Source organism: Streptomyces sp. MGP-P1 (assembly GCF_057766565.1).
Map to the genome: position 1 here is coordinate 119,985 of NZ_JBYMEM010000006.1, position 23,312 is coordinate 143,296.

24 protein-coding genes are annotated in these 23,312 nt (G+C 72.5%); 8 read left to right on the forward strand and 16 right to left on the reverse strand.

Going from position 1 to position 23,312, the window contains the following annotated elements:
• Window positions 1–124: 124 nt before the first annotated feature.
• A complete protein-coding gene (locus tag AC3CH1_RS16245) occupies window positions 125–499 on the forward strand; it encodes an STAS domain-containing protein (protein ID WP_488463601.1) in 375 nt (124 codons plus the stop codon).
• A gap of 180 nt (window positions 500–679) precedes the next feature.
• Here the strand turns inward: AC3CH1_RS16245 and AC3CH1_RS16250 are convergent, their stop codons facing one another.
• The 3 genes from AC3CH1_RS16250 to AC3CH1_RS16260 form a co-directional block, all read right to left on the reverse strand.
• Window positions 680–1,711 (reverse strand): sigma-70 family RNA polymerase sigma factor, encoded by a 1,032-nt coding sequence (locus AC3CH1_RS16250; protein ID WP_488463602.1) that lies wholly within the window; start codon window positions 1,709–1,711, stop codon window positions 680–682.
• Window positions 1,712–1,890: 179 nt separating this feature from the next.
• Window positions 1,891–2,607 (reverse strand): L,D-transpeptidase family protein, encoded by a 717-nt coding sequence (locus tag AC3CH1_RS16255; protein WP_488463603.1) that lies wholly within the window; start codon window positions 2,605–2,607, stop codon window positions 1,891–1,893.
• A 99-nt stretch (window positions 2,608–2,706) separates the two neighbouring features.
• Window positions 2,707–4,017, reverse strand: a complete 1,311-nt coding sequence (locus tag AC3CH1_RS16260) for an MFS transporter (protein ID WP_488463604.1) — start codon at window positions 4,015–4,017, stop codon at window positions 2,707–2,709.
• Window positions 4,018–4,079: 62 nt separating this feature from the next.
• Here AC3CH1_RS16260 and AC3CH1_RS16265 point away from each other — a divergent pair, with 62 nt between their 5' ends.
• A complete protein-coding gene (locus tag AC3CH1_RS16265) occupies window positions 4,080–5,033 on the forward strand; it encodes a LysR family transcriptional regulator (protein WP_488463605.1) in 954 nt (317 codons plus the stop codon).
• Between the two features lie 24 nt (window positions 5,034–5,057).
• Here AC3CH1_RS16265 and AC3CH1_RS16270 read toward each other — a convergent pair whose 3' ends face one another.
• A complete protein-coding gene (locus tag AC3CH1_RS16270; RefSeq protein ID WP_488463606.1) occupies window positions 5,058–5,819 on the reverse strand; it encodes an alpha/beta hydrolase in 762 nt (253 codons plus the stop codon).
• 103 nt (window positions 5,820–5,922) lie between these two features.
• Between AC3CH1_RS16270 and AC3CH1_RS16275 the strand changes: the two genes are divergently transcribed.
• Together AC3CH1_RS16275 and AC3CH1_RS16280 are read left to right on the forward strand one after the other, a co-directional pair.
• Window positions 5,923–7,077, forward strand: a complete 1,155-nt coding sequence (locus AC3CH1_RS16275) for an adenosine deaminase (protein WP_488463607.1) — start codon at window positions 5,923–5,925, stop codon at window positions 7,075–7,077.
• A gap of 134 nt (window positions 7,078–7,211) precedes the next feature.
• On the forward strand, window positions 7,212–7,514 hold the full coding sequence (locus AC3CH1_RS16280) for a hypothetical protein (RefSeq protein ID WP_488463608.1): 303 nt from the start codon (window positions 7,212–7,214) through the stop codon (window positions 7,512–7,514).
• Window positions 7,515–7,641: 127 nt separating this feature from the next.
• On the opposite strand, the gene AC3CH1_RS16285 is transcribed toward AC3CH1_RS16280, so the two are convergent.
• The 5 genes from AC3CH1_RS16285 to afsQ1 form a co-directional block, all read right to left on the reverse strand.
• Window positions 7,642–7,848 carry a PspC domain-containing protein gene (locus AC3CH1_RS16285; RefSeq protein WP_215111184.1) on the reverse strand — a complete coding sequence of 69 codons (207 nt, stop codon included), beginning with the start codon at window positions 7,846–7,848 and terminating at the stop codon, window positions 7,642–7,644.
• A gap of 93 nt (window positions 7,849–7,941) precedes the next feature.
• A complete protein-coding gene (locus AC3CH1_RS16290) occupies window positions 7,942–8,514 on the reverse strand; it encodes a VanZ family protein (RefSeq protein WP_488463609.1) in 573 nt (190 codons plus the stop codon).
• 96 nt (window positions 8,515–8,610) lie between these two features.
• Window positions 8,611–9,246, reverse strand: coding sequence for a hypothetical protein (locus AC3CH1_RS16295; protein WP_488463610.1), 636 nt, complete (start codon window positions 9,244–9,246; stop codon window positions 8,611–8,613).
• Complete coding sequence (locus AC3CH1_RS16300) at window positions 9,243–10,772, reverse strand: ATP-binding protein (protein ID WP_488463611.1); 1,530 nt, start codon at window positions 10,770–10,772, stop codon at window positions 9,243–9,245. Before AC3CH1_RS16300 ends, AC3CH1_RS16295 begins: the two co-directional genes overlap by 4 nt.
• On the reverse strand, window positions 10,769–11,446 hold the full coding sequence (afsQ1, locus tag AC3CH1_RS16305) for a two-component system response regulator AfsQ1 (protein ID WP_006127084.1): 678 nt from the start codon (window positions 11,444–11,446) through the stop codon (window positions 10,769–10,771). The genes AC3CH1_RS16300 and afsQ1 overlap by 4 nt, the downstream gene beginning before the upstream one ends.
• Window positions 11,447–11,628: 182 nt before the next feature.
• On the opposite strand from afsQ1, the gene AC3CH1_RS16310 reads away from it, so the two are divergent.
• A complete protein-coding gene (locus AC3CH1_RS16310; protein ID WP_488463612.1) occupies window positions 11,629–12,396 on the forward strand; it encodes a SigE family RNA polymerase sigma factor in 768 nt (255 codons plus the stop codon).
• Between the two features lie 325 nt (window positions 12,397–12,721).
• On the opposite strand, the gene AC3CH1_RS16315 is transcribed toward AC3CH1_RS16310, so the two are convergent.
• Window positions 12,722–13,432 carry a uridine kinase family protein gene (locus AC3CH1_RS16315; RefSeq protein ID WP_488463613.1) on the reverse strand — a complete coding sequence of 237 codons (711 nt, stop codon included), beginning with the start codon at window positions 13,430–13,432 and terminating at the stop codon, window positions 12,722–12,724.
• 61 nt (window positions 13,433–13,493) lie between these two features.
• Here AC3CH1_RS16315 and AC3CH1_RS16320 point away from each other — a divergent pair, with 61 nt between their 5' ends.
• A complete protein-coding gene (locus AC3CH1_RS16320) occupies window positions 13,494–13,913 on the forward strand; it encodes a hypothetical protein (RefSeq protein WP_488463614.1) in 420 nt (139 codons plus the stop codon).
• A 75-nt stretch (window positions 13,914–13,988) separates the two neighbouring features.
• Here the strand turns inward: AC3CH1_RS16320 and AC3CH1_RS16325 are convergent, their stop codons facing one another.
• Genes AC3CH1_RS16325 through deoC form a run of 3 tightly spaced genes read right to left on the reverse strand, consistent with a single transcriptional unit; the run spans window position 13,989 to window position 17,288 of the window.
• Window positions 13,989–14,906 (reverse strand): aldehyde dehydrogenase family protein, encoded by a 918-nt coding sequence (locus AC3CH1_RS16325; protein ID WP_488463615.1) that lies wholly within the window; start codon window positions 14,904–14,906, stop codon window positions 13,989–13,991.
• Window positions 14,896–16,335: an aldehyde dehydrogenase family protein gene (locus AC3CH1_RS16330; protein WP_488463616.1), complete on the reverse strand. Its 1,440-nt coding sequence runs from the start codon at window positions 16,333–16,335 to the stop codon at window positions 14,896–14,898. The genes AC3CH1_RS16325 and AC3CH1_RS16330 overlap by 11 nt, the downstream gene beginning before the upstream one ends.
• 5 nt (window positions 16,336–16,340) lie before the next feature.
• Window positions 16,341–17,288, reverse strand: a complete 948-nt coding sequence (deoC, locus tag AC3CH1_RS16335) for a deoxyribose-phosphate aldolase (RefSeq protein ID WP_488464414.1) — start codon at window positions 17,286–17,288, stop codon at window positions 16,341–16,343.
• A gap of 171 nt (window positions 17,289–17,459) precedes the next feature.
• On the opposite strand from deoC, the gene AC3CH1_RS16340 reads away from it, so the two are divergent.
• A complete protein-coding gene (locus AC3CH1_RS16340) occupies window positions 17,460–18,098 on the forward strand; it encodes a PH domain-containing protein (RefSeq protein ID WP_488463617.1) in 639 nt (212 codons plus the stop codon).
• Window positions 18,099–18,174: 76 nt separating this feature from the next.
• On the opposite strand, the gene AC3CH1_RS16345 is transcribed toward AC3CH1_RS16340, so the two are convergent.
• The 3 genes from AC3CH1_RS16345 to AC3CH1_RS16355 all read right to left on the reverse strand — a co-directional run bounded on the left by AC3CH1_RS16345 (window position 18,175) and on the right by AC3CH1_RS16355 (window position 21,519).
• Entirely contained in the window at window positions 18,175–19,815 is a 1,641-nt protein-coding gene (locus AC3CH1_RS16345) for a phospho-sugar mutase (protein WP_488463618.1), read from the reverse strand.
• A gap of 325 nt (window positions 19,816–20,140) precedes the next feature.
• Entirely contained in the window at window positions 20,141–20,965 is an 825-nt protein-coding gene (locus AC3CH1_RS16350) for a purine-nucleoside phosphorylase (RefSeq protein WP_488463619.1), read from the reverse strand.
• A 116-nt stretch (window positions 20,966–21,081) separates the two neighbouring features.
• Entirely contained in the window at window positions 21,082–21,519 is a 438-nt protein-coding gene (locus AC3CH1_RS16355; protein WP_007458837.1) for a gamma-glutamylcyclotransferase family protein, read from the reverse strand.
• 271 nt (window positions 21,520–21,790) lie between these two features.
• Between AC3CH1_RS16355 and AC3CH1_RS16360 the strand changes: the two genes are divergently transcribed.
• Window positions 21,791–23,230 carry an NAD(P)H-quinone dehydrogenase gene (locus AC3CH1_RS16360; protein WP_007458836.1) on the forward strand — a complete coding sequence of 480 codons (1,440 nt, stop codon included), beginning with the start codon at window positions 21,791–21,793 and terminating at the stop codon, window positions 23,228–23,230.
• Window positions 23,231–23,312: the final 82 nt, after the last annotated feature.

Here is a 23,312-nt window from a genome sequence, read left to right on the forward strand (position 1 = left end):
CTGCGGCCCGTCGGTTCACCGAACTAGAGGGAAGAATGGGGGAGTTGGTTTACGCGCAAGGCGCCAGGAGCTCACAGTTGTCGCAAAACGGCCCCTCCGTGGCGGGGTCGCACGGAGAGGGCCGATGAATTTCGCCCGCCGGTCCGGTCTGCCTGGTGTGGATACCGAGAATCCGATCGCCCTGACCGTGACCGGCCAGGTCGGCCGCGCCGTCGTGCCCGGCCTCTGCGCCGAGCTGGAACGCGCCCTCGCCGACCCGCGCGGGGCTGCCCTCGCCCCGGGCGCGGCGGTGGACTGCGATGTGGGCGGGGTGATCCGGCCTGATCTGACCCTGGTCGAGGCGGTGGCCCGCCTCGCGCTCGTCGCCCGCCGGTCCGGACGCACGTTGCGGCTGCTGCGCGTGCCCCCCGAACTCCGCTCGCTGCTGGACCTGGTGGGGCTGGCCGACGTGGTGGCCCTGGAGGAGGGCCCGGAGGGGCGGGTGCCCGACCCGCGCTGACGTCGGGCGCGCACGGGCCGGGCCCGTACCGTCTCCGGCCGCGCACCTACGTGCGTACGGCTGCCGGCGGAGGCCCGGCGCCCCGGCTGCGCCGACCCGGGGCCCGGCGCCCCGGGGTGCCGGGCCCGGCCACTGAGTGCTACGCGTCGGCCGGGAGCCGGTCGGCCCGGCCACTCACTCCTACGCGTCGGCCGGGAGCCGCTCGGCCAGGCCGAACAGCGGGAACCAGCGCGGGACGTCGAGGAAGCAGTGCATCCCGGTGATCGCCCCGTCCTGGATGTCGATGACCTGGACCGCCCACGGCACGAACCCGTCCCCGTCCTCGGCGGGCTTGTAGTGCGCGAAGCCGGGGGAGCCGTTGGCCAGGACGGGCACCAGCTTGGAGCCCGCGCACGACGCGCCGATGGAGGTCATGAACCCCGTGATGTCCCCGGTGCCGCGGAGCCACAGGTCGAACGGCGGCATCGTCATCACCGCGTCCTCGTGGAGCAGCGCGGTCAGGGCGGTCATGTCGTATCCCTCGAACGCCTTCACATAGCGCTCCAGGAGCTTCTGCTGCTCCTCGTCGAGGGGGTCCGCCACGTCGCCCGCCCGGCCCTCCGTCTCGGTCAGCGTGGCGCGGGCCCGCTGCAGGGCGCTGTTGACCGAGGCGACGGAGGTCTCCAGCAGCTCGGCCACCTCCGCGGCCTTCCAGGCGAGGACCTCGCGCAGGATCAGCACGGCCCGCTGCTTGGGCGGCAGGTGCTGGAGGGCGGCGACGAACGCCAGGCGCACCGACTCGCGCGCCACGGCCGCCTCCGCCGGGTCCTGGACCGAGGGCAGGATCCGGCCGTCGGGCATCGGCTCCAGCCAGACGTTCTCCGGGCGGGGGCTGAGCGCGGCCTGGGCGAGCGGTGTGGGGCCCGTCAGGTCGACGGGGCGGGCCCGCTTGTTGCCCGCGTTCAACATGTCCAGGCAGACGTTGGTGGCGATCCGGTAGAGCCAGGAGCGCAGCGAGGAGCGGCCCTCGAACTTGTCGAAGTTGCGCCAGGCCCGGACCAGGGTGTCCTGCACCGCGTCCTCGGCCTCGAAGGCGGATCCGAGCATCCGGTAGCAGTACCCCGTCAGCTCGATCCGGTGCCCTTCCAGGCGGCTGTCGATCCCGGCGGCGTCGGCGGCGCCCCCGGCGCCCGCCGCCGCTCCTGTGGCCGTCGTCGTGGTCAGATCGCTCATCGCTCCACCCCTGTCGCGCGCAGCCCGCGCTGTGGCATCCGTCACCCGGTACGTCGGAAGCTACCGCAGGCCACTGACAGTCGGGGCGGAAAGAGGACAAGGGGGCGCCCGGCGGCCGTGGCCGCGGCCACGATCCTCCCGGCACCCCTCAAGGTGTCCGCCGGTGCCGAGCGCGTCGCTCAGGTCCCGGGCTTGCGCCCGTACACGTACACGTCGTCGCCGTTCTTCAGCAGTTTCCAGTATGCCTTCGCGTCGGCGGGGCGCATGTTGACGCAGCCGCCGGAGCCCGGCGGGTTGTACATGGACTTGGTGACCGAGTGGAACGCCTGGCCGCCGTCGAAGAACTGGGAGTGCGGCATCCAGACCTTGTAGATGGTCGACCAGTGGTTGATGTTGCGCCAGTAGATCTTCTTGGACCCGGTCCGGGTCTCGACGCCGTTCCGGCCGGTCCGCACCGGCACCGGGCCGTACTTCAGCTTCGTGCCGTCCTGGATCCAGCTCAGCTGCCGCGTCAGGTCGACACAAGCGATGCGCCCCTTGTCGGTGGGGCACTTCTTCGCCTTGTTGGGGTTCTTCCCGGCCGCCTTCTGGGCGAGCATCGTGTTCATCGTGCGCCAGGTCAGCGGACCGGCGTAGCCGATGGTGGGGGTGATCCCGTGCTTCTTCTGGAACTTCTGGATCGCCTTGCAGTCGGCGGTCGACTGCTTGCCGTCCACGGGCCGCTTCAGGAACTTCTCGACCTGCTTCTGGTGCGGCCCCACCGACGTGGTGCAGGACGCCGCGTGGGCGGCGGTGCCGGTGCCCAGGACCAGGGCCGGAGCGGCCACCAGTCCGGCGACGGACAGGGCCACCCCTCGTCGCAGAGGTCTTCCGGATATCTTCGCCGTGACTCGCATGCGCGCCGACTCCCCTTCGCCCACAGTGCGTTGCTGGTTACGCATGGTAGACGTGCGAGGGGGTGCGGTGGTTGCGCGCCGGTACGTCTCGGTTGTGCTTCAGCGCGTGGCGGGGACGAGCGCCCGCCGCTCCGCGCGCGCCACCCGGGTCCCGTACAGGGTGATCGAGACGACCCCGATGACCGCGAGCAGCCCGAGCGCCACCGTCGCCGTCCAGCCCCCGGCGTGGAAGGCGACCGCGCCCAGCGTGCCGCCCACGCTGGAGCCCAGGTAGTACGCCGACTGGTAGAGCGCCGAGGCCTGTGCCCGGCCCGTCGTCGCGGTACGGCTCACCGACGACGAGGCGACCGCGTGCCCGGCGAAGAAGCCGGCCGTGATCAGCACCAGGCCCAGCAGTACGGCGGCCAGCTGGTCGGCCAGCGAGAGCAGCAGCCCGGCGGCCGTGGTGGAGACCGCCAGGTAGAGCGCGCCCCGGCGGCCGAGGCGGGCCACCAGACGTCCGGCGGCGGCGGAGGAGACCGTACCGACCAGGTAGACCAGGAAGATCGAGCCGATGACGCCCTGCGGCAGGCTGAACGGCTCCTCGACGAGCCGGTAGCCGATCACCGTGTAGACCGCGCCGAACACCGTCATGAACAGCGCGCCGATCGCGTACAGCCGGACCAGCAGCGGGTCCGCCAGATGCGTGGCGACGGTCTTCGCGAGGGCCTTCGGGTTCAGCGAACCGGGACGGAAGTTCCGGGCCTTCGGGATGAGGAAGTGGAACGCGACGGCGCACGCCAGCGCGAGCAGCCCGACCGCCGCCAGCGCGGCACGCCAGCCCCAGGCCTGGGCGACCCAGCCGGTGAGGATGCGCCCGCTCATACCGCCGATGCTGTTGCCCGCGACGAACAGTCCGATCGCGGCGATCAGCGCCTTGGGCCGCACCTCCTCCGCGAGATACGCCATCGCGGAGGCCGGGAGTCCGGCGAGCGCCGCACCCTGGACGGCGCGCAGCGCGATCAGCGCGCCCATCGAGGGGGCGAACGGCACCAGCAGTCCGACGAGCACCGCGACCGCCAGCGACGCCGTCATCATCTGCCGCCGCCCGAACCGCTCCGAGAGCGCGCTCAGCGGCAGCACGAACAGGGCCAGCGCCCCGGTCGCGGCCGAGACCGTCCAGCTCGCCTGTCCGGCGGTCGCGTCGAACGACGCGGAGAGCGCGGGCAGCAGCGCCTGGGTGGAGTAGAGGAGTGCGAAGGCCGCGACACCGGCGGCGAAGAGGGCGAGGCTCATCCGGCGGTAGCCGGGGCGGCCGGGCTCCAGACGCTCATGGGTGGCGGCGGAGGGCTCGGCGGTGGTGGTGACGGGGGACTGCGGGGCAGAGGCATCCACGACGATGGTGGATGCCCCGGTACTGGCAGGAGGCATACGTCGAAAGTAGAGCGAGACGTTTCATGCGTCCAATGCACAGAACTGCGATAATCAATCCCATGGCGCATGAACGCAGCTCAGGGCCTCGGCTGTCACCCAGCAGTTACGAAGAAGACATCCGGGCCGTGCTCGCGCCTCGCCTCGCGTACTTCGAGGCGGTCGCCCGGCACGAGCATGTGACCCGGGCCGCACAGGAGCTGGGCGTCCCGCAGTCCACGCTCTCGCGGGCCATGGTCCGGCTCGAAGCGGACCTGGGCGTCGCCCTGTTCGCCCGCAGGGGCCGCACCGTCTCGCTCACCCCGGCGGGCCGCACCTTCCTCGGCTCGGCGGAACGGGCCCTGGCCGAGGTGGAGAAGGCCGCCGACTCGGTCCGGGCGGACGCCGACCCGACGGCGGGCCGGGTCTCCTTCGGCTTCCTGCACACCATGGGCTCGGAGACCGTGCCCGCCCTGATCCGCGCCTTCCGGGTCGACCACCCCAAGGTCCGCTTCCAGCTCGTGCAGAACTACGGCGAGGCGATGATCGAACGGCTGCGCGCGGGCGGCCTCGACCTCTGCCTCACCTCACCCGTGCCCGACGCCCCCGACCTGGTCTCCCGCCGCCTCGACGAACAGCGGCTGCGCCTCGTGGTCCCCGACGACCACCGTCTGGCGTCCCGCCGGCGCATCCGTCTCGCGGAGGCCGCCGACGAAACGTTCGTCACCCTGGAGCCCGGTTACGGGCTGCGCCGGATCACCGACGACCTGTGCGCGGAGGCGGGCTTCACACCCCGGGTCGCCTTCGAGGGCGAGGAGGCGGAGACCCTGCGCGGGCTGGTCGCCGCCGGGCTCGGGGTGGCCCTGCTGCCGCCGCCCGCGGTCGCCCGCCCCGGCGTCGTCGAGCTGACGGTCACCTCGCCGCGCGCCGCCCGCGAGATCGGGGTCGCCTGGCTGGACGGCCACCCCGACACCCCGCCGGTCGCCGCCTTCAAACGCTTCCTGCTCTCGCGCCGCGGCCACCTGCTGCCGGACTGAGCGGACGCCCGGCGAGGCATGCGCTCAGTGCCGCAGCGACCGGCCGAACCCGGCGGCCAGCGGCATCCGCAGCCCCAGCGGCGGCGGCGCGGCGAGCGCGTCCGCGACCGGGCGGGCGTAGGACCGGGCGAAGAGCGAGCCACGCACGAAGTCGGCTGCCAGCGCCATCACTTCGGAGCGGTGCTGGCGCAACGCGTGGCCGTCGGAATGGACTTCGAAGCGGCAGGTGTCCCGGTTGGACTTCTTCGCCCGCTCGGCCAGCCGGTAGGACAGCTCCGGGTCGGTGCGCTCGTCGTTGGTGCCGTGCACGATCAGCACCCGTCGGCCCACCAGTTGCCTCACCGGCTCCGGTTCGGCCGACGCCTGCTCCGGCAGCCACGGGGCCAGCGCCAGGACCGAGGTGACCGCGCCGTGCCCGGCCGCCCGCAGCGCGGCCCGGCCGCCCGTCCCGTGGCCGGCCAGGCAGACCGGTACGTCGCCGTACCGGCGCTGGACCTCGTCGGCCGCCCACGCGGCGTCCTCGACGGGATGCGCGTCGTCCGCGTTCCAGCCCCGGCGGCGGTAGCGCAGCACGTGCACCGCGAGCCCGTCGCCCACCCCGGCGCGGGCCAGGGAACGGGCGAACGGCAGCTGTGCCGCGTACGACAGGGGGGAGGGGCGACGGTGCGAGTCGGCCCGGCCGCCCGGGAGCAGCAGAACCACGCCGCTGACCTCGTCCATCGTTCCGGCCGTCCGAACGGCCCGTCCCAGCCGGGCATCGGGCGAGGAGAGTGCGCTCTGTCCCATGACAGAACAGTGTCAGAAGGAGAGGTGTACTCCACCCGACTTCGCGGTCACTGTTACGCATCGACACCAGGCGCTCTACGCGCGTAGGCGCTAGAGTGCCAAGATGACGAGCCAGACCCCGAACGTCCCTGATTCCGACCAGATCCGGCGCGCCCCCAAGGTGCTGCTCCACGACCACCTCGACGGCGGCCTGCGGCCGGGCACCATCGTCGAGCTGGCCCGCGCGCAGGGTTACGACTCCCTCCCCGAGACCGAGGCCGACAAGCTCGGCGTCTGGTTCCGCGAGGCCGCCGACTCCGGTTCGCTGGAGCGCTACCTGGAGACGTTCGCCCACACCTGCGCCGTCATGCAGACCCGTGACGCGCTGTTCCGGGTGGCCGCCGAGTGCGCCGAGGACCTCGCCCAGGACGGCGTCGTCTACGCCGAGATCCGCTACGCCCCCGAGCAGCACCTGGAGGGCGGCCTGACCCTCGAAGAGGTCGTCGAGGCCGTCAACGAGGGCTTCCGCGAGGGCGAGCGCAACGCTCGCGCGAGCGGCCACCGCATCCGCGTCGGCGCCCTCCTCACCGCGATGCGGCACGCCGCCCGTGCGCTGGAGATCGCCGAACTCGCCAACGGCTACCGCGACCAGGGCGTCGTCGGGTTCGACATCGCGGGCGCCGAGGCCGGGTTCCCGCCCACCCGCCACCTCGACGCGTTCGAGTACCTCAAGCGCGAGAACAACCACTTCACGATCCACGCGGGCGAGGCCTTCGGCCTGCCGTCGATCTGGCAGGCGCTCCAGTGGTGCGGCGCCGACCGCCTCGGCCACGGAGTGCGGATCATCGACGACATCGAGACCGCCGAGGACGGCTCGGTCACCCTCGGCCGCCTCGCCTCCTACGTACGGGACAAGCGCATCCCGCTGGAGATGTGCCCGACCTCCAACCTCCAGACCGGCGCGGCCACCTCGTACGCCGAGCACCCGATCGGACTCCTGCGCAAGCTGCACTTCCGGATCACCGTGAACACGGACAACCGGCTGATGAGCGGCACGAGCATGACCGGGGAATTCGAGCGGCTGACCGAGGCCTTCGGATACACGCTCGACGACATGCAGTGGTTCACCGTCAATGCGATGAAATCAGCTTTCATTCCTTTCGATGAACGTCTCGCCATGATCAACGACGTTGTCAAGCCCGGATACGCGGAGCTGAAGTCCGAGTGGCTCTTCCGCCAGACCGCTGTGACCAGCGGTTCCGCGGCCTCCGCACGCTGAGGGACCCGATAGGTCAAAGGGCCGGGAAGGGGAAACCCGGCCCTTTTCCGCGTGTCGGGATGTTTGCGACAGGGGCAGCGGGATGGCTAGCGTGCAGAGCCGCTCACATCCCCTTCCCCAAGGATGAATTCTCCATGAAGAAGTCTGCTGCCAAGACTCTCGGTGTCGCCGCTCTCGGCGCCGCTTTCGCCGCTGCCGCCGCCGGCAGCGCCTCCGCCGCCCCCTCGCTGCCGCTGGAGGCCGCGGCCGGGGTGCTCCCCGTCTCGACGATGGCGCTCGACACCGTCGCCAAGTCGGCCCAGAACGCGCCGGTCCAGGAGACCGTCGGAAAGATCCTCGGCGGCGACGCCACCGACGCGGCCGCCCCGGTCACCGGCCTGCTCGGCGGACTGCCCACCAAGGGCCTCACCGCCAACGGGATCCCGCTCGGCGGCTGAGAGGCTTCCGGGCCACCCCGGCCCGCGCGCCGGGCCACCGGCGCCACCCGCACACGCCAGTGGGGCGCACACCCTGATCCAGGGTGTGCGCCCCACCGCGCGTATCCGCTCCCCGTGGTCCGGCGCGTCACCAGGCCGTCGCGGAGGAGGCGGACTTCTCCGACGGCAGCAGCGCCCACAGCGCCAGGTAGAGCAGGAACTGCGGGCCGGGAAGCAGGCAGGAGACGACGAAGATGACGCGCATCGTGTTGGCGGAGATGCCGAAGCGCCGGGCGAGACCCGCGCACACTCCGCCGATCATGCGGCCTTCGCGGGGGCGGACAAGTGCGGCCATGGTGGGCTCCTTCGCGAACCGTGGTGTGAGGAGCGGCCTCGTGCGCTCCCCGATGTATCCATGGTGCGCCGCGAAGGGGGACAAAGCATCGCTCTACGGGGCGAGACCGACCCCGGTAATCGTCGGGGTCGACCCCCCAGGGGCCTCGTCCCTGAGTCGGGTCTCCTGCCGGTAGTAGGGCAGGTCCCGTACCCCCGGCAGTCCCCGGCGGCGCAGCCGGGCCCGGCAGACCGGGACGACCAGCAGATGGGCCAGGACCACCCCGGTGGTGTTCAGCAGCAGCGAGTCGATGTCGACGACCTGACCGGGCACCCCGGTCTGGCCCAGCTCGATGGCGAGCGAGATCAGCGCGCCGGCGGCGACCGTACGCAGCAGTGACACCCAAGGGGAGACGAAGATCCGGCCCCCGGCCATCGGCAGCAGCACCCCCAGCGGGGCCAGCAGCAACACCGCCCCGCCGATCCGGCGGACCGCCTCCGCCGGTCCCAGCGCGAGGTCCGCCCTGATCCCGGCGAGCGGCTCGAAATTCGCCGCCGTGATCCAGGGAACGTCCAGCGGGCGCAGCGTCAGCCACCCGACGAACAGCAGATGCGCGACGAGGAGAGTGACCCCCGCCGCGCGGAAGTGGATGACGGTCTCGCCGTCCGAACTGTGACGCACGTCCACCAAGACGCCGCGACCGGCAGGATCGGTTCCGCGCCGCCGCGGACGCCCTCCCGGGCGGCTCGCCCGGGAGGGCCCGCGGACCGCCCGGAACCCGTGTCAGTCCAGCCGGACGGCGTCCGGCGTGGCCAGGTCGCCCGGCCGGGACTTCGTCTGCGAGGTGCACAGATAGCCGCGCGGCGGGTAGTCCCCGGGCCCGCCCAGGACCACCGAGCCGTCCCGGACCAGCGCCTCGCTCTCCGCGTACGTGCACACCAGCTGGGCCAGCGCCTCCGCCGACAGGTCCTCCGGCTGGCTGCTGAGCCGCACGGCCCCCGCCGGGTCGCCGTCCCGGGCCGGGGTCACCCGCAGCCCCGCCGGGACCGCGGTGGTGAACCCGGCCCGCCGCTCGTTCGCGGGCGGCGCCTGCTGGACCTCCTCCAGCAGCGCCCGGGCGACCACCAGGGGGTCGGTGCCGGTCGCGTCCGCCGCCACCGGACGTTCCGCGGTGACCAGCTGCGAGGTGCACACCAGATACACCGTGGTGCTCACGCTGTCCGGCGACCGGGTGGCGACGTCCGAGGAGGACAGCCGGCACGGCACCCGGGAGGGCGCGGGCCCCGCGTCCACCGGCACCGAGGTCGTACGGATCCCGCACCCGGAGACCAGCGCCGCGGCCGCCAGCACGGCCGCCAGCGAGGCTGCCGTACGCCGCCGGAGCGGGCCTCGCCGGTACGTGACATCGCCGCGCTTCACGTCTCCCCGTTCCCGTCCGGGGCGTTGGCCCCCGGTTCGCCGTGGTGCGCGAGCTTCTCGGCGTCGCGCGGCAGCCGCAGTTCGAAGACGGCACCGCCGTCCGGGGAGTTCGCCGCCGTGATGTCACCGCCGTGGATGTGCGCGTTCTCCATGGCGATGGAGAGGCCGAGCCCGCTGCCCTCCGACCGGGGGCGGGAGGCGCTGGCCTTGTAGAAACGGTCGAACACGTGCGGCAGCACCTCCTCGGGGATGCCCGGACCGTGGTCCCGTACCTCGATGACCAGCTCCTCGCCCTCGGTCCGCACCCGCACGCCCACCGGCGAACCCCCGTGCTTGAGGGCGTTGCCGATCAGGTTGGCCAGGATCACGTCCAGCCGGCGCGGATCGAGCCGGACCATCATGCCGCGCTCCGCGTCCAGGTCCACCGCGTCCAGCCAGGCCCGCGCGTCGATGCACGCGGTCACCTGGTCGGCGACGTCGACCGTGTCCAGCACCAGCCGGGCCGTGCCCGCGTCGAAGCGGGTCACCTCCATCAGGTTCTCCACCAGGTCGTTGAGCCGCCGGGTCTCGCTGACCACCAGGTGCACGGCGGGCGCGATCATCGGGTCGAGGGTGTCCGCCTCGTCCTCCAGCACCTCGGCCACCGCGGTGATCGCGGTCAGCGGGGTCCGCAGCTCGTGCGACATGTCGGCGACGAACCGGCGGCTCGCCTCCTCCCGCGCGCTCATGTCCGCGACCTTCTTCTCCAGAGAGCTCGCCGTCCTGTTGAACGTACGGGAGAGATCGGCGAGTTCGTCCGTGCCGGAGACCACGAGCCGGGTGTCGAGCTTGCCCTCACCGAGCTTGCGGGCCGCGTCGCCGAGCCGCTGCACCGGACGCAGCACCGTCGTCGCGGCGGCCTGCGCCAGCAGCGCCGAGCCGACCAGCGCGAGGGCGGTGGCGATCGCCAGCGACCAGGCCAGCGAGTTGAGGTCCTGCCGCTCCTGGTCGAGGGACTTGAGCATGTAGCCGGTCGGGCCGCCGCCGATGATCCGCGTACCGGCGACCAGATACGGCGTGCCGGCTATGCTCGTCCGCTGCCAGAACAGGTGGTACTCGTGCTCGTTGCTCGACGTCAGCGCCTGCTTGCGGGCCACCTGCTCCTGCAACGAGTCCGGCACGTCGGCCCGGGTGAAGCTGTCCAGGTCGGAGTAGCCCACGATCGGCTTGCCGCGCTCGCGTTCGGCCTCCAGCAGCACGCTGTAACCCGGGGAGCTGGACGCCATCTGACCGGCGGCCCGCTGGAGGTCGTCCTTGGTGGGACGTGTGGGCAGCTCCGCCGCGGTCTCCTGCATCTGCCGCCGGAAGTCGTCGAGCGCGGTGTCCTGCGTACGGGTCAGTACGGCCTCGCGGTTGAGCCAGTACGCGATCCCCGAAGCGGAGACCGCGGCCGTCAGCGCCACCAGCGCGAACACCACGACCAGGCGCAGCCGCAGACTGGTCCAGCGCAGACCGGCGCGCAGGGACCGCTTGGCGGTTTCGGTCACTGAGGCGAGTCCAGCCGGTAGCCCACGCCCCGCACCGTACGGATCAGGGTCGGCGAGGACGGCACGTCCTCCACCTTCGCGCGCAGCCGCTGCACGCAGGCGTCCACCAGACGGGAGTCGCCCAGGTAGTCGTGCTCCCACACCAGGCGCAGCAACTGCTGCCGGGACAGGGCCTGGCCGGGCCGGCGGCTCAGCTCCAGCAGGAGCCGCAGCTCGGTCGGTGTGAGCTGTAGATCCTCGCCGTCCTTGGTGACGGTCATGGCGGAGCGGTCGATCACCACGTTGCCGAAGGTCGCCGAGTCGGTCGACTCGCGCTCCCCCCGGCGCAGCACGGCACGGATCCGGGCGTCGAGGACGCGTCCCTGGACAGGTTTCACCACATAGTCGTCCGCGCCGGACTCCAGTCCCACCACGACGTCGATGTCGTCGCTGCGCGCGGTCAGCAGAATGATCGGCAGCTGGTCGGTGCGGCGGATACGCCGGCACACCTCGAAACCGTCGATCCCGGGCAGCATCACATCCAGCACGACCAGGTCGGGCCGCTGCTCGCGCAGCAGCTCCAGGCCGTCCTCTCCCGTCGCCGCGGTGGCCACACGGTGGCCCTGGCGTGACAACGAGAGTTCGAGGGCCGTGCGGATGGCGTCGTCGTCCTCGATCAGCAACAGGAAAGGCACGAACGTCATTCTGGCCCATGGTGGCGCTTCAGTTCGACCTGTGGCCCGGTCCGATTGTCCGGGCACGGCCCCGACCACCCCTGTGACAGGCCTGTGACAGTCGGGGGACAGCGCCATGAAACTGCCCCGGCAAGCTCTTGGTCAGCAGGGAACGAACGAACTCCACCGATAGGGGGCGCGAGATGAACGCACTGCACAGCACCAGCTCAAGCGCAGTAGTCACGCGTCTCCACGACGTCGGGCGGAGCACGGAGAAGTCCGGCGCCACGAATATACGGGGGTGTGTTCGGAGCGCCGGGCGTCAGCGCCAGACGGTGGCGGAGCAGGTGCGCGTGCCGTACATGACGGTGGTCGACGCGCCCAAGGGGGCGGCGAGCGCGTACGGGGAGGCCACGGGGGATCGCACGGCCCGGACGGGAGACGCGGACGCCGAAGCGGCGTTCACGGCCTACGTCCAGGAGCGACGGGCCTCCCTGTACGCGACCGCCTACCACCTGACCGGTGACCGGTTCGAGGCCGAGGACCTGCTGCAGAGCGCCCTCTTCTCGACCTACCGGGCGTGGGACCGGATCAGCGACAAGGCGGCGGTCGGCGGCTATCTGCGCCGCACCATGACCAATCTGCACATCAGCGCCTGGCGCAGGCGCAAGCTCAACGAATACCCGACCGAGGAGCTGCCGGAGACGGTGGGCGACACGGACGCGATGCGCGGCACGGAGCTGCGGGCGGTGCTGTGGCAGGCGCTCGCCCGGCTGCCCGAACTCCAGCGCACGATGCTGGTCCTGCGGTACTACGAGGGCCGCACCGACCCGGAGATCGCGTCGATCCTCGACATCAGTGTCGGCACGGTGAAGTCCAGCATCTGGCGCTCCCTGCGCCGGCTGCGCGAGGACGAGGTCCTCAGCTTCGGACGTGACGAGCAGGAGTCCTTCGGCGAGTTGGTGGCCTGAGGCTGGGCCCTCCGTCTCGGGGGAGGCGGGGGCCACGGGGGAAATACGGGGGAGTACGGGGGGAGCGGTAAAAGCGGGGACCGAGGGGGTTCGGGGGAACCACCACGGGGGAACGGCCCGTCGCTTCGGGGGAGGCGCGGGTCACGGGGGAGACACAGCGGGGTCGTACGGGCCGGGGGGTCCTGTACGGCCCCGCTTCTCCGCGCGTCCGGGCGGTTACGGCGCCGTCGTCCCCGGCCCCCGCGAACCAGGAAGTCAGCGACCGAGCACAGCCAGGACCCTCGGCTGCGCGGCCGCCCCACCGGCTGACCCCGGGCGCGCGTCCCTACTCCGGGACCCGGGCCCCCACGCCCGCCCTGCGGCACCGCCCGGCCGCCGCGGCGGCGAACCGCCCCAGCGCTTCCTCCTTGCCGCAGGGGAACGCCCCCAGGGCCGTCTGGCGGGCCACGATGCGGCGTTCGGCCCGCATCAGCCGCCAGCCCCGCCGCAGCAGGAACGGCACCGACTTGCGGCCCTCGCGCAGATCCCGCACCAACCGCCGCCGGAACGTGGTGGACGGGCGGCCGCGCAGGCACAGCGCGTCGGCCAGCAGGCCCAGTTCCTGGCAGCGCTCCACTATGTCCGCCGCGAAGATGCCCTCCGCCACGAACAGCGGTGACCGCTCGATGTGGAAGGCCTCGTGGTCCGTACGGGAGCTGGTGGCGATGTCGTACACCGGGACGTCCGTACGGCCGGAGCGGCACAGCTCGGCGATGGCGGCCACCGCCGCGTCCGCGTCCCAGGACCCGGCGGAGTCCCAGTCGATGTCCGTGGAGCCCGGCACCCGGGGCAGTGTCGGGTCGTCGTGCTCCTTGTAGAAATCGTCCAGGCGCAGCACCGGCAGGCCGGTGCGGGCGGCCAGGACGGACTTGCCGGAGCCGGAGGGGCCCGCGAGCAGGACGACGCGGGTCGGGATCGGTTGGGAACTCACAGAACAGAAGTGTGAGGCATTGAGCCGCGCAGGGGACCCCTCGGGTCTCCTGTTGGTATCCAGCATCACACCTCAACTACTCTGCGCGCACAGACGATTACCCGACCAGATCGATCAGGTGGAAAACATGGCACTTCATGCACGCAGGCCCGAACGTCGCGGCTTGCTGCGCGCCGGTCTGACCCTCACCGCGCTGGGAGCCGCCCTGGGAGCCGGCGCGGGCTCCGCGGGGGCCGTCCAGCTGCCCCCGGTCGCGGAGATCCCGGACCAGGGCGCCTCGGCCCTCCAGGCGGTCGGCGAGACGGCCGGACCGGCGGTGACCAGCGCGCTCGGGACCTCGCTGGCCAGCAGCGTCGCCCCGATCACCGACCTCCAACTGGACCCGCTGGCCAACACCGGGGTGGACCCCCTGGACAACGCCGTGGGCACCCAGATCGCGGACTTCAAGCCGCTGACCACGGCCGTCCTCACGGACCCGATCAGCAGCGGCGGCTCGCTGAGCGACCTGCCCGTCGTGGGGACGGTCACCGGGCTCGTCACCGGCTGACGCCCGGCGCGGACGGACGGCGGACGGGGCCGCCCCGGGGTGGGAGGGCGGCCCCGTCCGGGCATCGCGTGTCGGTCAGTACGAGGAGCCGGCGGCTCCCAGCGCGCCCGTCGGGTGCCACACCGTCTTGGTCTCCAGGAACGCCGTCAGGCGGTGCGTGCCGGGGGAGGCCGACCAGTCCGCGGAGTCCGCCGCGCCGTCCGCGTCGGCCGACCCGGGGCGCAGGACGCGCTTGAGGTTGTCCGCCGCCGCGATCTCCAGCTCCTTCGCCAGGGCGGCGTCCGCACCGGTGAGGTCGATCGCGTTGACGTCCTGGTGGGCGGCGAGCGGGGCCGCCAGCTCCGCCGTGACGCCCGACAGGATGTTGACCACGCCGCCGGGCACGTCCGAGGTGGCCAGCACCTCGCCCAGCGACAGCGCGGGCAGCGGGGCGTCGGCCGAGGCGACGACGACCGCCGTGTTGCCGGTCGCGATGACCGGGGCGATCACCGAGACCAGGCCGAGGAACGACGACTTCCCCGGTGCGAGGACCGCGACGACGCCCGTCGGCTCGGGGGTGGAGAGGTTGAAGAAGGGGCCCGCCACCGGGTTCGCCCCACCGGAGATCTGCCCGATCTTGTCGGTCCAGCCCGCGTACCAGACCCAGCGGTCGATCGCCGCGTCCACCACGGCCGCCGCCTTGGACTTCGACAGCCCCTCGGAGGCGGCCACCTCACGGACGAACTGGTCCTTGCGGCCCTCCAGCATCTCCGCGACGCGGTAGAGGACCTGACCGCGGTTGTACGCGGTCGCGCCCGACCAGCCGCCGAACGCCTTGCGCGCGGCCACGACCGCGTCGCGCGCGTCCTTGCGGGAGGACTGCGGCGCATTCGCCAGCCACTGGCCCTTGGAGTCGCTCACCTCGTACACCCGGCCGCTCTCGGAGCGGGGGAACTTGCCCCCGACGTACAGCTTGTAGGTCTTGAAGACGCCAAGTCGGTTGTTATCGGACATCGAGGTACGCCTCCAGGCCGTGGCGGCCGCCCTCGCGGCCGTAGCCCGACTCCTTGTAGCCGCCGAACGGCGACGTCGGGTCGAACTTGTTGAACGTGTTGGCCCAGACGACGCCCGCGCGGAGCTTGTTGGCCACCGCGAGGATGCGGGAGCCCTTCTCCGTCCAGATGCCGGCCGAGAGGCCGTACTGACTGTTGTTCGCCTTGGCGACCGCCTCGTCCGGGGTGCGGAAGGAGAGGACGGAGAGCACCGGGCCGAAGATCTCGTCACGGGCCACCGTGTGCGCCTGGGTGACGTTCGTGAAGAGCGTCGGGGCGAACCAGTAACCGGACGACGGCAGTTCGCAAGGGGCGCTCCAGCGCTCCGCGCCCTCCGCCTCGCCGGTCTCCACCAGGGCGGTGATCCGGGCGAGCTGCTCGGCGGAGTTGATCGCGCCGATGTCGGTGTTCTTGTCCAGCGGGTCACCCAGGCGCAGTGTGGACAGCCGGCGCTTCAGGGCGTCCAGCACCTCGTCCTGGACCGACTCCTGGACCAGCAGCCGGGAGCCCGCGCAGCAGACCTGGCCCTGGTTGAAGAAGATCCCGGTGACGATGCCCTCGACGGCCTGGTCGATCGGCGCGTCGTCGAAGACGATGTTCGCGCCCTTGCCGCCCAGCTCAAGGGTGACCTTCTTGTCCGTGCCCGCGACGGCGCGCGCGATGGCCTTGCCGACGGCGGTCGAGCCGGTGAAGGCGACCTTGTTCACGTCCGGGTGCGTCACGAGGGCCTCGCCCGCGTCCCCGTAACCGGTGAGGATGTTCACGACGCCCTTGGGCAGCCCGGCCTGGCGGCAGACGTCCGCGAAGAACAGGGCGCTGAGCGGAGTCGTCTCGGCGGGCTTCAGGACCACCGTGTTGCCCGTGGCGAGCGCCGGGGCGATCTTCCACGCGAGCATCAGCAGCGGGAAGTTCCACGGGATGACCTGACCGGCCACGCCCAGCGGACGGGGGTTCGCCCCGTACCCCGCGTGGTCCAGCTTGTCGGCCCAGCCCGCGTAGTAGAAGAAGTGCGCCGCGACCAGCGGGAGGTCCGCGTCGCGGGTCTCCTTGATCGGCTTGCCGTTGTCGAGGGTTTCGAGAACGGCGAGCTCGCGACTGCGCTCCTGGATGATCCGGGCGATCCGGAACAGGTACTTGGCGCGCTCGGAGCCGGGCAGCGCCGACCACTTCTCGAACGCCTTGCGGGCCGCCTGCACGGCCCGGTCCACGTCCGCCGCGCCGGCCCGCGCGACCTCGGAGAGGACTTCCTCGCTGCTCGGCGAGACGGTCTTGAAGACCTTGCCGTCGGCGGCCTCGGTGAACTCGCCGTCGATGAACAGCCCGTAGGAGGGCGCGATGTCGACGACGGCGCGGGACTCCGGCGCCGGTGCGTAATCGAATGCGGATGCCATGGCTATCAGTCCACCGTCACGTAATCGGGGCCGGAGTAACGGCCGGTGCTGAGCTTCTGGCGCTGCATCAGCAGGTCGTTGAGCAGGCTGGACGCACCGAACCTGAACCAGTGCGGGTCCAGCCAGTCCTCGCCCGCGGTCTCGTTCACCAGCACCAGGAACTTCACCGCGTCCTTGGTGGTGCGGATGCCGCCGGCCGGCTTCACGCCGATCTGCACGCCGGTCTGCGCACGGAAGTCGCGGACGGCCTCCAGCATGAGCAGCGTGTTGGCGGGGGTGGCGTTGACGGCCACCTTGCCGGTCGAGGTCTTGATGAAGTCGGCGCCCGCCAGCATCCCGATCCAGGAGGCCCGGCGGATGTTGTCGTACGTGGACAGCTCACCGGTCTCGAAGATCACCTTGAGGCGGGCGGTCCCGCACTCCGCCTTCACGGCGAGGATCTCCTCGTACACCTTCAGGAACCGGCCGGAGAGGAACGCCCCCCGGTCGATCACCATGTCGATCTCGTCGGCCCCGGCCGCCACGGCGTCGCGAACGTCCGCGAGCTTGACGTCGAGCGCGGCGCGGCCCGCCGGGAAGGCCGTCGCCACGGACGCCACCTTCACGCCGGAGCCGGCCAGCGCGGCGGCGGCGGTGGCCGCCATGTCGGGATAGACGCAGACCGCGGCGGTCCGGGGCGTCGTGCGGTCGGTCGGGTCGGGGTTGACGGCCTTGGCGGCGAGAGCCCGGACCTTGCCCGGGGTGTCCGCGCCTTCCAGCGTCGTCAGGTCGATCATCGAGATGGCGAGATCGATGGCGTACGCCTTGGCCGTCGTCTTGATCGAGCGGGTTCCGAGGGCGGCGGCGCGCGCTTCGAGGCCGACGGCGTCGACGCCGGGCAGCCCGAACAGGAAGCGGCGCAGCGCACTGTCGGACGCCGTCGCGTCGGAAAATGCGGGAGCAGTGGTGGGCATGGTCACCAGGGGAGCATATCTACGCGCGTAGCGACCTGTACAGGGGGCCGGACCGTCCGTGCGTCCCGCACCCCGCCCCCGCGGGCCCGGCTCCTCCGGGCCGTGCGGCCGTGCGGCCGTGCGGTGCGGCCGCTGGGCCCCCCTCCGCCCCCGTCAGGCAGAATCGGCCCCATGACGAGCCCCACACCTCCCGCGGAGCCGCCCCCCGCGACACGGACCTATCGTTCCGTCGCCGCACTGGTCTGCGGGTCGCTGCTGCTCCTGCTGGTCGCCTGGATGGCCGGGGACGCCATGATCCGGGGCGAGGGGCGGGTGCCCTGGCTGGCGGCGGCCGCGCTGCTCCTCGTGGTGCCGCTGGTCGTGGCGTTCACCCTGCGGCCCGCCGTCTTCGCGGACGACGAGCGCATCCGGGTCCGCAACCCGTTCCGGACGATCGAGCTGCCCTGGACCGAGGTCGCCGACGTACGGGCCTCGTACTCCTCCGAGCTGCTCGCCCAGGACGGCACGAAGTACCAGCTGTGGGCCGTCCCGGTCTCCCTGCGCGCCCGCAAGCGCGCGGCGCGCAGCGCGGCCCGCGCGGCGCACGACGACCCCTACGGCCGCACCTCCGTCAGCGCCGACGTCCGCGACTCCGCCGCGCGCACCGCATCCGCCGACCAGACGGTCCGCGATCTGCGGGACATCGCCGAGCGGGCCGGCGACACGACCGCCGAGGGCGCGGACCGCGGCTCCGTGCGCTGGGCGTACGAGGTGATCGCCCCGGCCGTCGCGGGGGCCGTCCTGCTCGTGGTGGTGGGGGCGCTCGGCTGAGAGGCCGAGGCGACTTCACGCCGAAGGGCCGGCCCCCTCCCCGGGGGTGCCGGCCCTTCGGCGTGAGAGCTGAGCGTCAGATGCCCGCCGCCGCAGCCAGGTCCCGCTTGATCCCGGCGAGCAGTTCGGCGCCCCGGGCCCGCGCGGCGGGCAGCCCGGCCGCGTCCGCCACCGGGACGACGACCTCCAGGTAGCACTTCAGCTTCGGCTCGGTGCCGCTCGGCCGGACGATCACCCGGGCGCCCTCCAGGTGGTAGCGCAGCCCGTCGGTGGGCGGCAGCCGGTCCGTGCCCCGCGCCAGGTCCTCGGCCGAGGTGACGGCGAGACCGGCCAGCGCGGTCGGCGGCTGCTCCCGGAGCCGGGCCATGGCGTCCGCGATGACCGAGAGGTCCTCCACCCGCACCGAGAGCTGGTCGGTGGCGTGCAGGCCGTGCGCGAGCGCCAGGTCGTCCAGCAGATCCAGGAGCGTACGGCCCTGCTCCTTGAGTACGGAGGCGAGCTCGGCGACGAGGAGGGCGGCGGTGATGCCGTCCTTGTCGCGGACGCCCTCGGGGTCGACGCAGTAGCCGAGCGCCTCCTCGTACCCGTACCGCAGACCGTCCACCCGGGCGATCCACTTGAAGCCGGTGAGCGTCTCCTCGTGACCGAGGCCCGCCTTCTCGGCGATCCGGCCGAGCAGCGACGACGACACGATCGACTCGGCGAACACGCCGCTCACGCCCCGCTCCACCAGGTGCGCGGCCAGCAGCGCGCCCACCTCGTCGCCGCGCAGCATCCGCCAGCCGCCCTCCGTGGCGGTGTCGGGCACGGCGACGGCGCAGCGGTCCGCGTCCGGGTCGTTGGCGATGACCAGGTCAGGCGCCGCCCGGCGCGCGGTGGCGAAGGCGAGATCCATCGCGCCGGGCTCCTCCGGGTTCGGGAAGGCCACGGTGGGGAACGCGGGGTCGGGCTCGGCCTGCTCGGCGACGAGGACCGGTGCCGGGAATCCGGCCCGCTCGAACGCGGCGGTCAGCACGGAGGTGCCGACGCCGTGCATCGCCGTGTAGACCGCGCGAGCCGTACGGGGGCTGCCGGGGGCCAGGACCGCGTCCGTACGGGCGAGGTAGGCGGCCAGCACCTCGTCGCCGAGGGTCTCCCAGCCGTCCTCGGGGCGCGCCACGCCCGCCAGCGGCCCCACCGCGTCGATGGCGGCGGCGATCTCGCCGTCGGCCGGAGGCACGATCTGCGAGCCGTCGCCGAGGTAGACCTTGTAGCCGTTGTCGCGCGGCGGGTTGTGGCTGGCGGTGACCTCGACCCCGGCGACCGCGCCCAGATGCCTTATGGCGTACGCCAGTACGGGGGTGGGGAGCGGGCGGGGCAGCACGGCGGCGCGCAGCCCGGCGCCCGTCATCACGGCCGCGGTGTCGCGCGCGAAGTCCTCCGACTTGTAGCGGGCGTCGTAGCCGATGACGACGAGGCCGCCCTCCTCGCCCTGGGCCTTCAGATACGCGGCCAGGCCCGCCGCCGCCCGGATCACCACGGACCGGTTCATCCGCATCGGCCCGGCTCCCAGCTCCCCGCGCAGCCCGGCGGTGCCGAACTGGAGCGTGCCCGCGAAGCGGGCGGCGAGCTCCTGGGCGTCGCCCGCCTCGATGATCGCGCCCAGCTCCGCGCGCGTCTCGGGGTCGGGGTCCTCGGCCAGCCAGGTCCTGGCCTGCGCGATGAGGTCGTGCTGCACGGGGTCCGCCTTTCGGGGGTGCGGGAGGGGGTGCGGGGGTGTGAGTGCGGGGGTGAGGGTGGGGCGGGGGTGGTGTGGGCGCTGCGCGGGCTGTTCCCCGCCCCGCCCCTTCCCGAAACCGGGGCTCCGCCCCGGACCCCGGTCCTCAAACGCCGGACGGGCTGAAGACGTATACGGGCTGGCCTGGAAACGTAGCCGGGCGGGCTGGAGACGTAGCCGGGCGGCCTGGAAACGCAGCCGCGCGGGTCGGTAAACGCCGGCCGGGCGCGCTGAGAACGCAGCCGCGCCGGCCGGCAAACGCCCGCCGGACCGGCTGCGTACAGCCCTAGACGCGGTCCAGCACCCTCGACAGCAGCGCGCCCATCCGGGTCGCCGAGTCGCGGCCGGCCTGGAGGACCTCCTCGTGGTTGAGGGGCTCTCCGGACAGGCCCGCCGCCAGGTTGGTGACGAGGGAGAGGCCGAGCACCTCCGCGCCCGCCTCGCGGGCCGCGATGGCCTCCAGGACCGTGGACATGCCCACCAGGTCGCCGCCCATGGCCCGGACCATGTTGATCTCGGCCGGGGTCTCGTAGTGCGGGCCGGGGAACTGCACGTAGACGCCCTCTTCGAGGGTGTCGTCGATCTCCTTGCACAGCGCGCGCAGGCGCGGGGAGTACAGGTCGGTCAGGTCGACGAAGTTGGCGCCGATGATCGGGGAGGCGGCCGTCAGGTTGATGTGGTCGCTGATCAGGACCGGCTGTCCCGGGCGCATGCCCTCGCGCAGCCCACCGCAGCCGTTCGTCAGGATGATGGTCCCGCAGCCCGCGGCCACCGCCGTACGGACCCCGTGGGCGACGGCGGCGACGCCCTGGCCCTCGTAGAAGTGCGTGCGGCCGAGGAAGACCAGGGCGCGCTTCTCGCCGATCCGGTACGAGCGGACCGTGCCGCCGTGACCCTCGACGGCGGGCGCCGGGAAACCGGGCAGATCGGTCACGGGGAACTCGGCCTCGGGGACGCCGAGTGCTTCGCCCGCGGGCGCCCAGCCGGAGCCCATGACCAGGGCGACGTCATGGGTCTCGGCGCCGGTCAGCTCGCGCAGGCGTGCGGCGGCCCCGGCGGCGGCTGCCTGCGGGTCGCCCTGGATGTTGTCCGGAATAACAGATGCGTTCACGCGGACGAGCGTAACCGCTGAATCCCTACGCGCGTAGATGTACGGGCGCAGAGGCACGTCACGCGTCTTTGTGCTTTTGCACGAACACGGTGCGACCGGGCCCCGGTCCGCCCTGGTCAGCAGGGGCGCTTGCGCAGTTCCATCACGTAGTCGTGCGGCGCGCCGGCGGACTCCGCGGCATCCGCGATCTCGCCGAGATAGCGCGCCGAGGGCAGCCCGCCCTCGTAGCCGTTCAGCACGTACATCCAGGCCGGCTCCTCGCCGTCCAGGGTGTGCACCCGCACCCGCATCCGCCGGTAGATGTCGAGTCCGACGCCCTCCCAGCGGTCCATCGAGTCCTCGTCCATCGGCGCCAGGTCGTACAGCGCGACGAAGACCTGGGAGCGCGGCGCCTCCACCACGGTGGCCAGCGCCCCCTCCCAGCCCATCTGCTCCCCGCCGAAGGTCAGCCGCCAGCCGTTGAGCCAGCCGGTGCTGCGCATCGGGGAATGCGGAGCGCGGCGGGTCATGAGCCGCGCGTCGAGGTTGCCGGCGTACGCGGCGTAGAGCGACATGGGACCGAGGGTACGGGAGGTGGGCGCGGGAGCGGCGGTTCCTGTGACGAAGGCCCCGGTCGGGGGAGTGCGGGACGGCGCGCACCCGGTGTGCGGGCAGCTCGTTCCCGTGCGGCAAACGCCCTCTTTCCCGTATGGAGGGCCCCGGGGCGAAGCGCTTTGGCGCGTGCGGGACAATGGAGTACGTACTGCATTCCCCCGGGGCGATCCCCCGGACCCCCGGCCGGGGCGGCAGACGGCCGCGGGTTACACAACGCGAGGCGGACTTTTCGTGACCCGGATCGTGATCATCGGCGGCGGCCCCGGCGGCTACGAGGCAGCCCTGGTGGGCGCCCAGCTCGGCGCGGAGGTGACCGTCGTCGACTGCGACGGTCTGGGTGGGGCCTCGGTCCTCACCGACTGCGTGCCCTCGAAGACCCTGATCGCCACGGCCGAGGTGATGACCACCTTCGACTCCTCGTACGAGGAGCTGGGCATCATCGTCGCCGACGACACCCCGCACGTGGAGCAGGCCGCCCGGGTCGTCGGCGTGGACCTCGGCAAGGTCAACCGCCGGGTCAAGCGCCTCGCGCTCGCCCAGTCCCACGACATCACCGCCTCCGTCACCCGGGCCGGCGCCCGCGTGATGCGCGGCCGGGGCCGGCTCGACGGGCTCCAGGCCGCCGACGGGTCCCGCCAGGTCGTCGTCACCGCCGCCGACGGCACCGAGGAGCGGCTCACCGCCGACGCCGTGCTGATAGCGACCGGCGGCCACCCCCGGGAGATCCCGGACGCGCAGCCCGACGGCGAGCGCATCCTGAACTGGACCCAGGTCTACGACCTCGACGAGCTTCCCGAGGAGCTCATCGTCGTCGGATCCGGCGTCACCGGCGCCGAGTTCGCCGGGGCCTACCAGGCGCTCGGCTCGCGCGTCACCCTCGTCTCCTCCCGCGACCGGGTGCTGCCCGGCGAGGACCCGGACGCCGCTGCCGTCCTGGAGGACGTCTTCCGCCGCCGCGGGATGAACGTCATGGCCCGCTCCCGCGCCCAGTCCGCCAAGCGCGTCGGCGACCGGGTCGAGGTGACCCTGGCCGACGGCCGGGTCATCACCGGCTCGCACTGCCTGATGGCGGTCGGCGCGATCCCGAACACCGCGGGCATGGGTCTGGAGGAGGCCGGCGTACGGCTCAAGGACTCCGGGCACGTCCTCACCGACCGGGTCTCGCGCACCAGCGCCCCCGGCGTCTACGCGGCCGGCGACGTCACCGGGATCTTCGCGCTGGCCTCGGTCGCCGCGATGCAGGGCCGCATCGCGATGTACCACTTCCTGGGCGACGCGGTCGCCCCGCTGAATCTCAAGGCCGTCTCCGCCAACGTCTTCACCGACCCGGAGATCGCCACCGTCGGCTACAGCCAGGCCGAGGTCGACGCGGGCAAGATCGAGGCCCGGGTGGTGAAGCTGCCGCTGCTGCGCAACCCGCGCGCCAAGATGCAGGGCATCCGCGACGGCTTCGTCAAGATCTTCTGCCGTCCCGGTACGGGGATCGTGGTCGGCGGCTGCGTGGTCGCGCCGCGCGCCAGCGAACTGATCCACCCCATCTCGATCGCGGTCGACAACAACCTGACGGTGGAACAGATCGCAAACGCATTCACCGTGTACCCGTCCCTGTCCGGATCGATCGCCGAAGTGGCCCGGCAGCTGCACACCCGCAAGCTCACGGGTGAGGGCTGAGAGCCCGGGAGGCACGGCATTTCCGGCATCTCGCCGCAACTGGGCGGCAGTCCGGACGGCGCGGCGACCGCCTGACGATCAC

Bases quoted from the DNA above. Each gene is read 5' to 3' on its own strand.
- AC3CH1_RS16325 (WP_488463615.1), bottom strand. From the start codon at position 14,906: ATGTCCGATAACAACCGACTTGGCGTCTTCAAGACCTACAAGCTGTAC.
- AC3CH1_RS16245 (WP_488463601.1), top strand. From the start codon at position 125: ATGAATTTCGCCCGCCGGTCCGGTCTGCCTGGTGTGGATACCGAGAAT.
- AC3CH1_RS16265 (WP_488463605.1), top strand. From the start codon at position 4,080: ATGGCGCATGAACGCAGCTCAGGGCCTCGGCTGTCACCCAGCAGTTAC.
- AC3CH1_RS16275 (WP_488463607.1), top strand. From the start codon at position 5,923: ATGACGAGCCAGACCCCGAACGTCCCTGATTCCGACCAGATCCGGCGC.
- AC3CH1_RS16310 (WP_488463612.1), top strand. From the start codon at position 11,629: ATGAACGCACTGCACAGCACCAGCTCAAGCGCAGTAGTCACGCGTCTC.
- AC3CH1_RS16330 (WP_488463616.1), bottom strand. From the start codon at position 16,335: ATGGCATCCGCATTCGATTACGCACCGGCGCCGGAGTCCCGCGCCGTC.
- AC3CH1_RS16270 (WP_488463606.1), bottom strand. From the start codon at position 5,819: ATGGGACAGAGCGCACTCTCCTCGCCCGATGCCCGGCTGGGACGGGCC.
- deoC (WP_488464414.1), bottom strand. From the start codon at position 17,288: ATGCCCACCACTGCTCCCGCATTTTCCGACGCGACGGCGTCCGACAGT.
- AC3CH1_RS16355 (WP_007458837.1), bottom strand. From the start codon at position 21,519: ATGTCGCTCTACGCCGCGTACGCCGGCAACCTCGACGCGCGGCTCATG.
- AC3CH1_RS16340 (WP_488463617.1), top strand. From the start codon at position 17,460: ATGACGAGCCCCACACCTCCCGCGGAGCCGCCCCCCGCGACACGGACC.
- AC3CH1_RS16315 (WP_488463613.1), bottom strand. From the start codon at position 13,432: ATGCTGGATACCAACAGGAGACCCGAGGGGTCCCCTGCGCGGCTCAAT.
- AC3CH1_RS16280 (WP_488463608.1), top strand. From the start codon at position 7,212: ATGAAGAAGTCTGCTGCCAAGACTCTCGGTGTCGCCGCTCTCGGCGCC.
- AC3CH1_RS16320 (WP_488463614.1), top strand. From the start codon at position 13,494: ATGGCACTTCATGCACGCAGGCCCGAACGTCGCGGCTTGCTGCGCGCC.
- AC3CH1_RS16285 (WP_215111184.1), bottom strand. From the start codon at position 7,848: ATGGCCGCACTTGTCCGCCCCCGCGAAGGCCGCATGATCGGCGGAGTG.
- AC3CH1_RS16260 (WP_488463604.1), bottom strand. From the start codon at position 4,017: ATGCCTCCTGCCAGTACCGGGGCATCCACCATCGTCGTGGATGCCTCT.
- AC3CH1_RS16255 (WP_488463603.1), bottom strand. From the start codon at position 2,607: ATGCGAGTCACGGCGAAGATATCCGGAAGACCTCTGCGACGAGGGGTG.
- AC3CH1_RS16250 (WP_488463602.1), bottom strand. From the start codon at position 1,711: ATGAGCGATCTGACCACGACGACGGCCACAGGAGCGGCGGCGGGCGCC.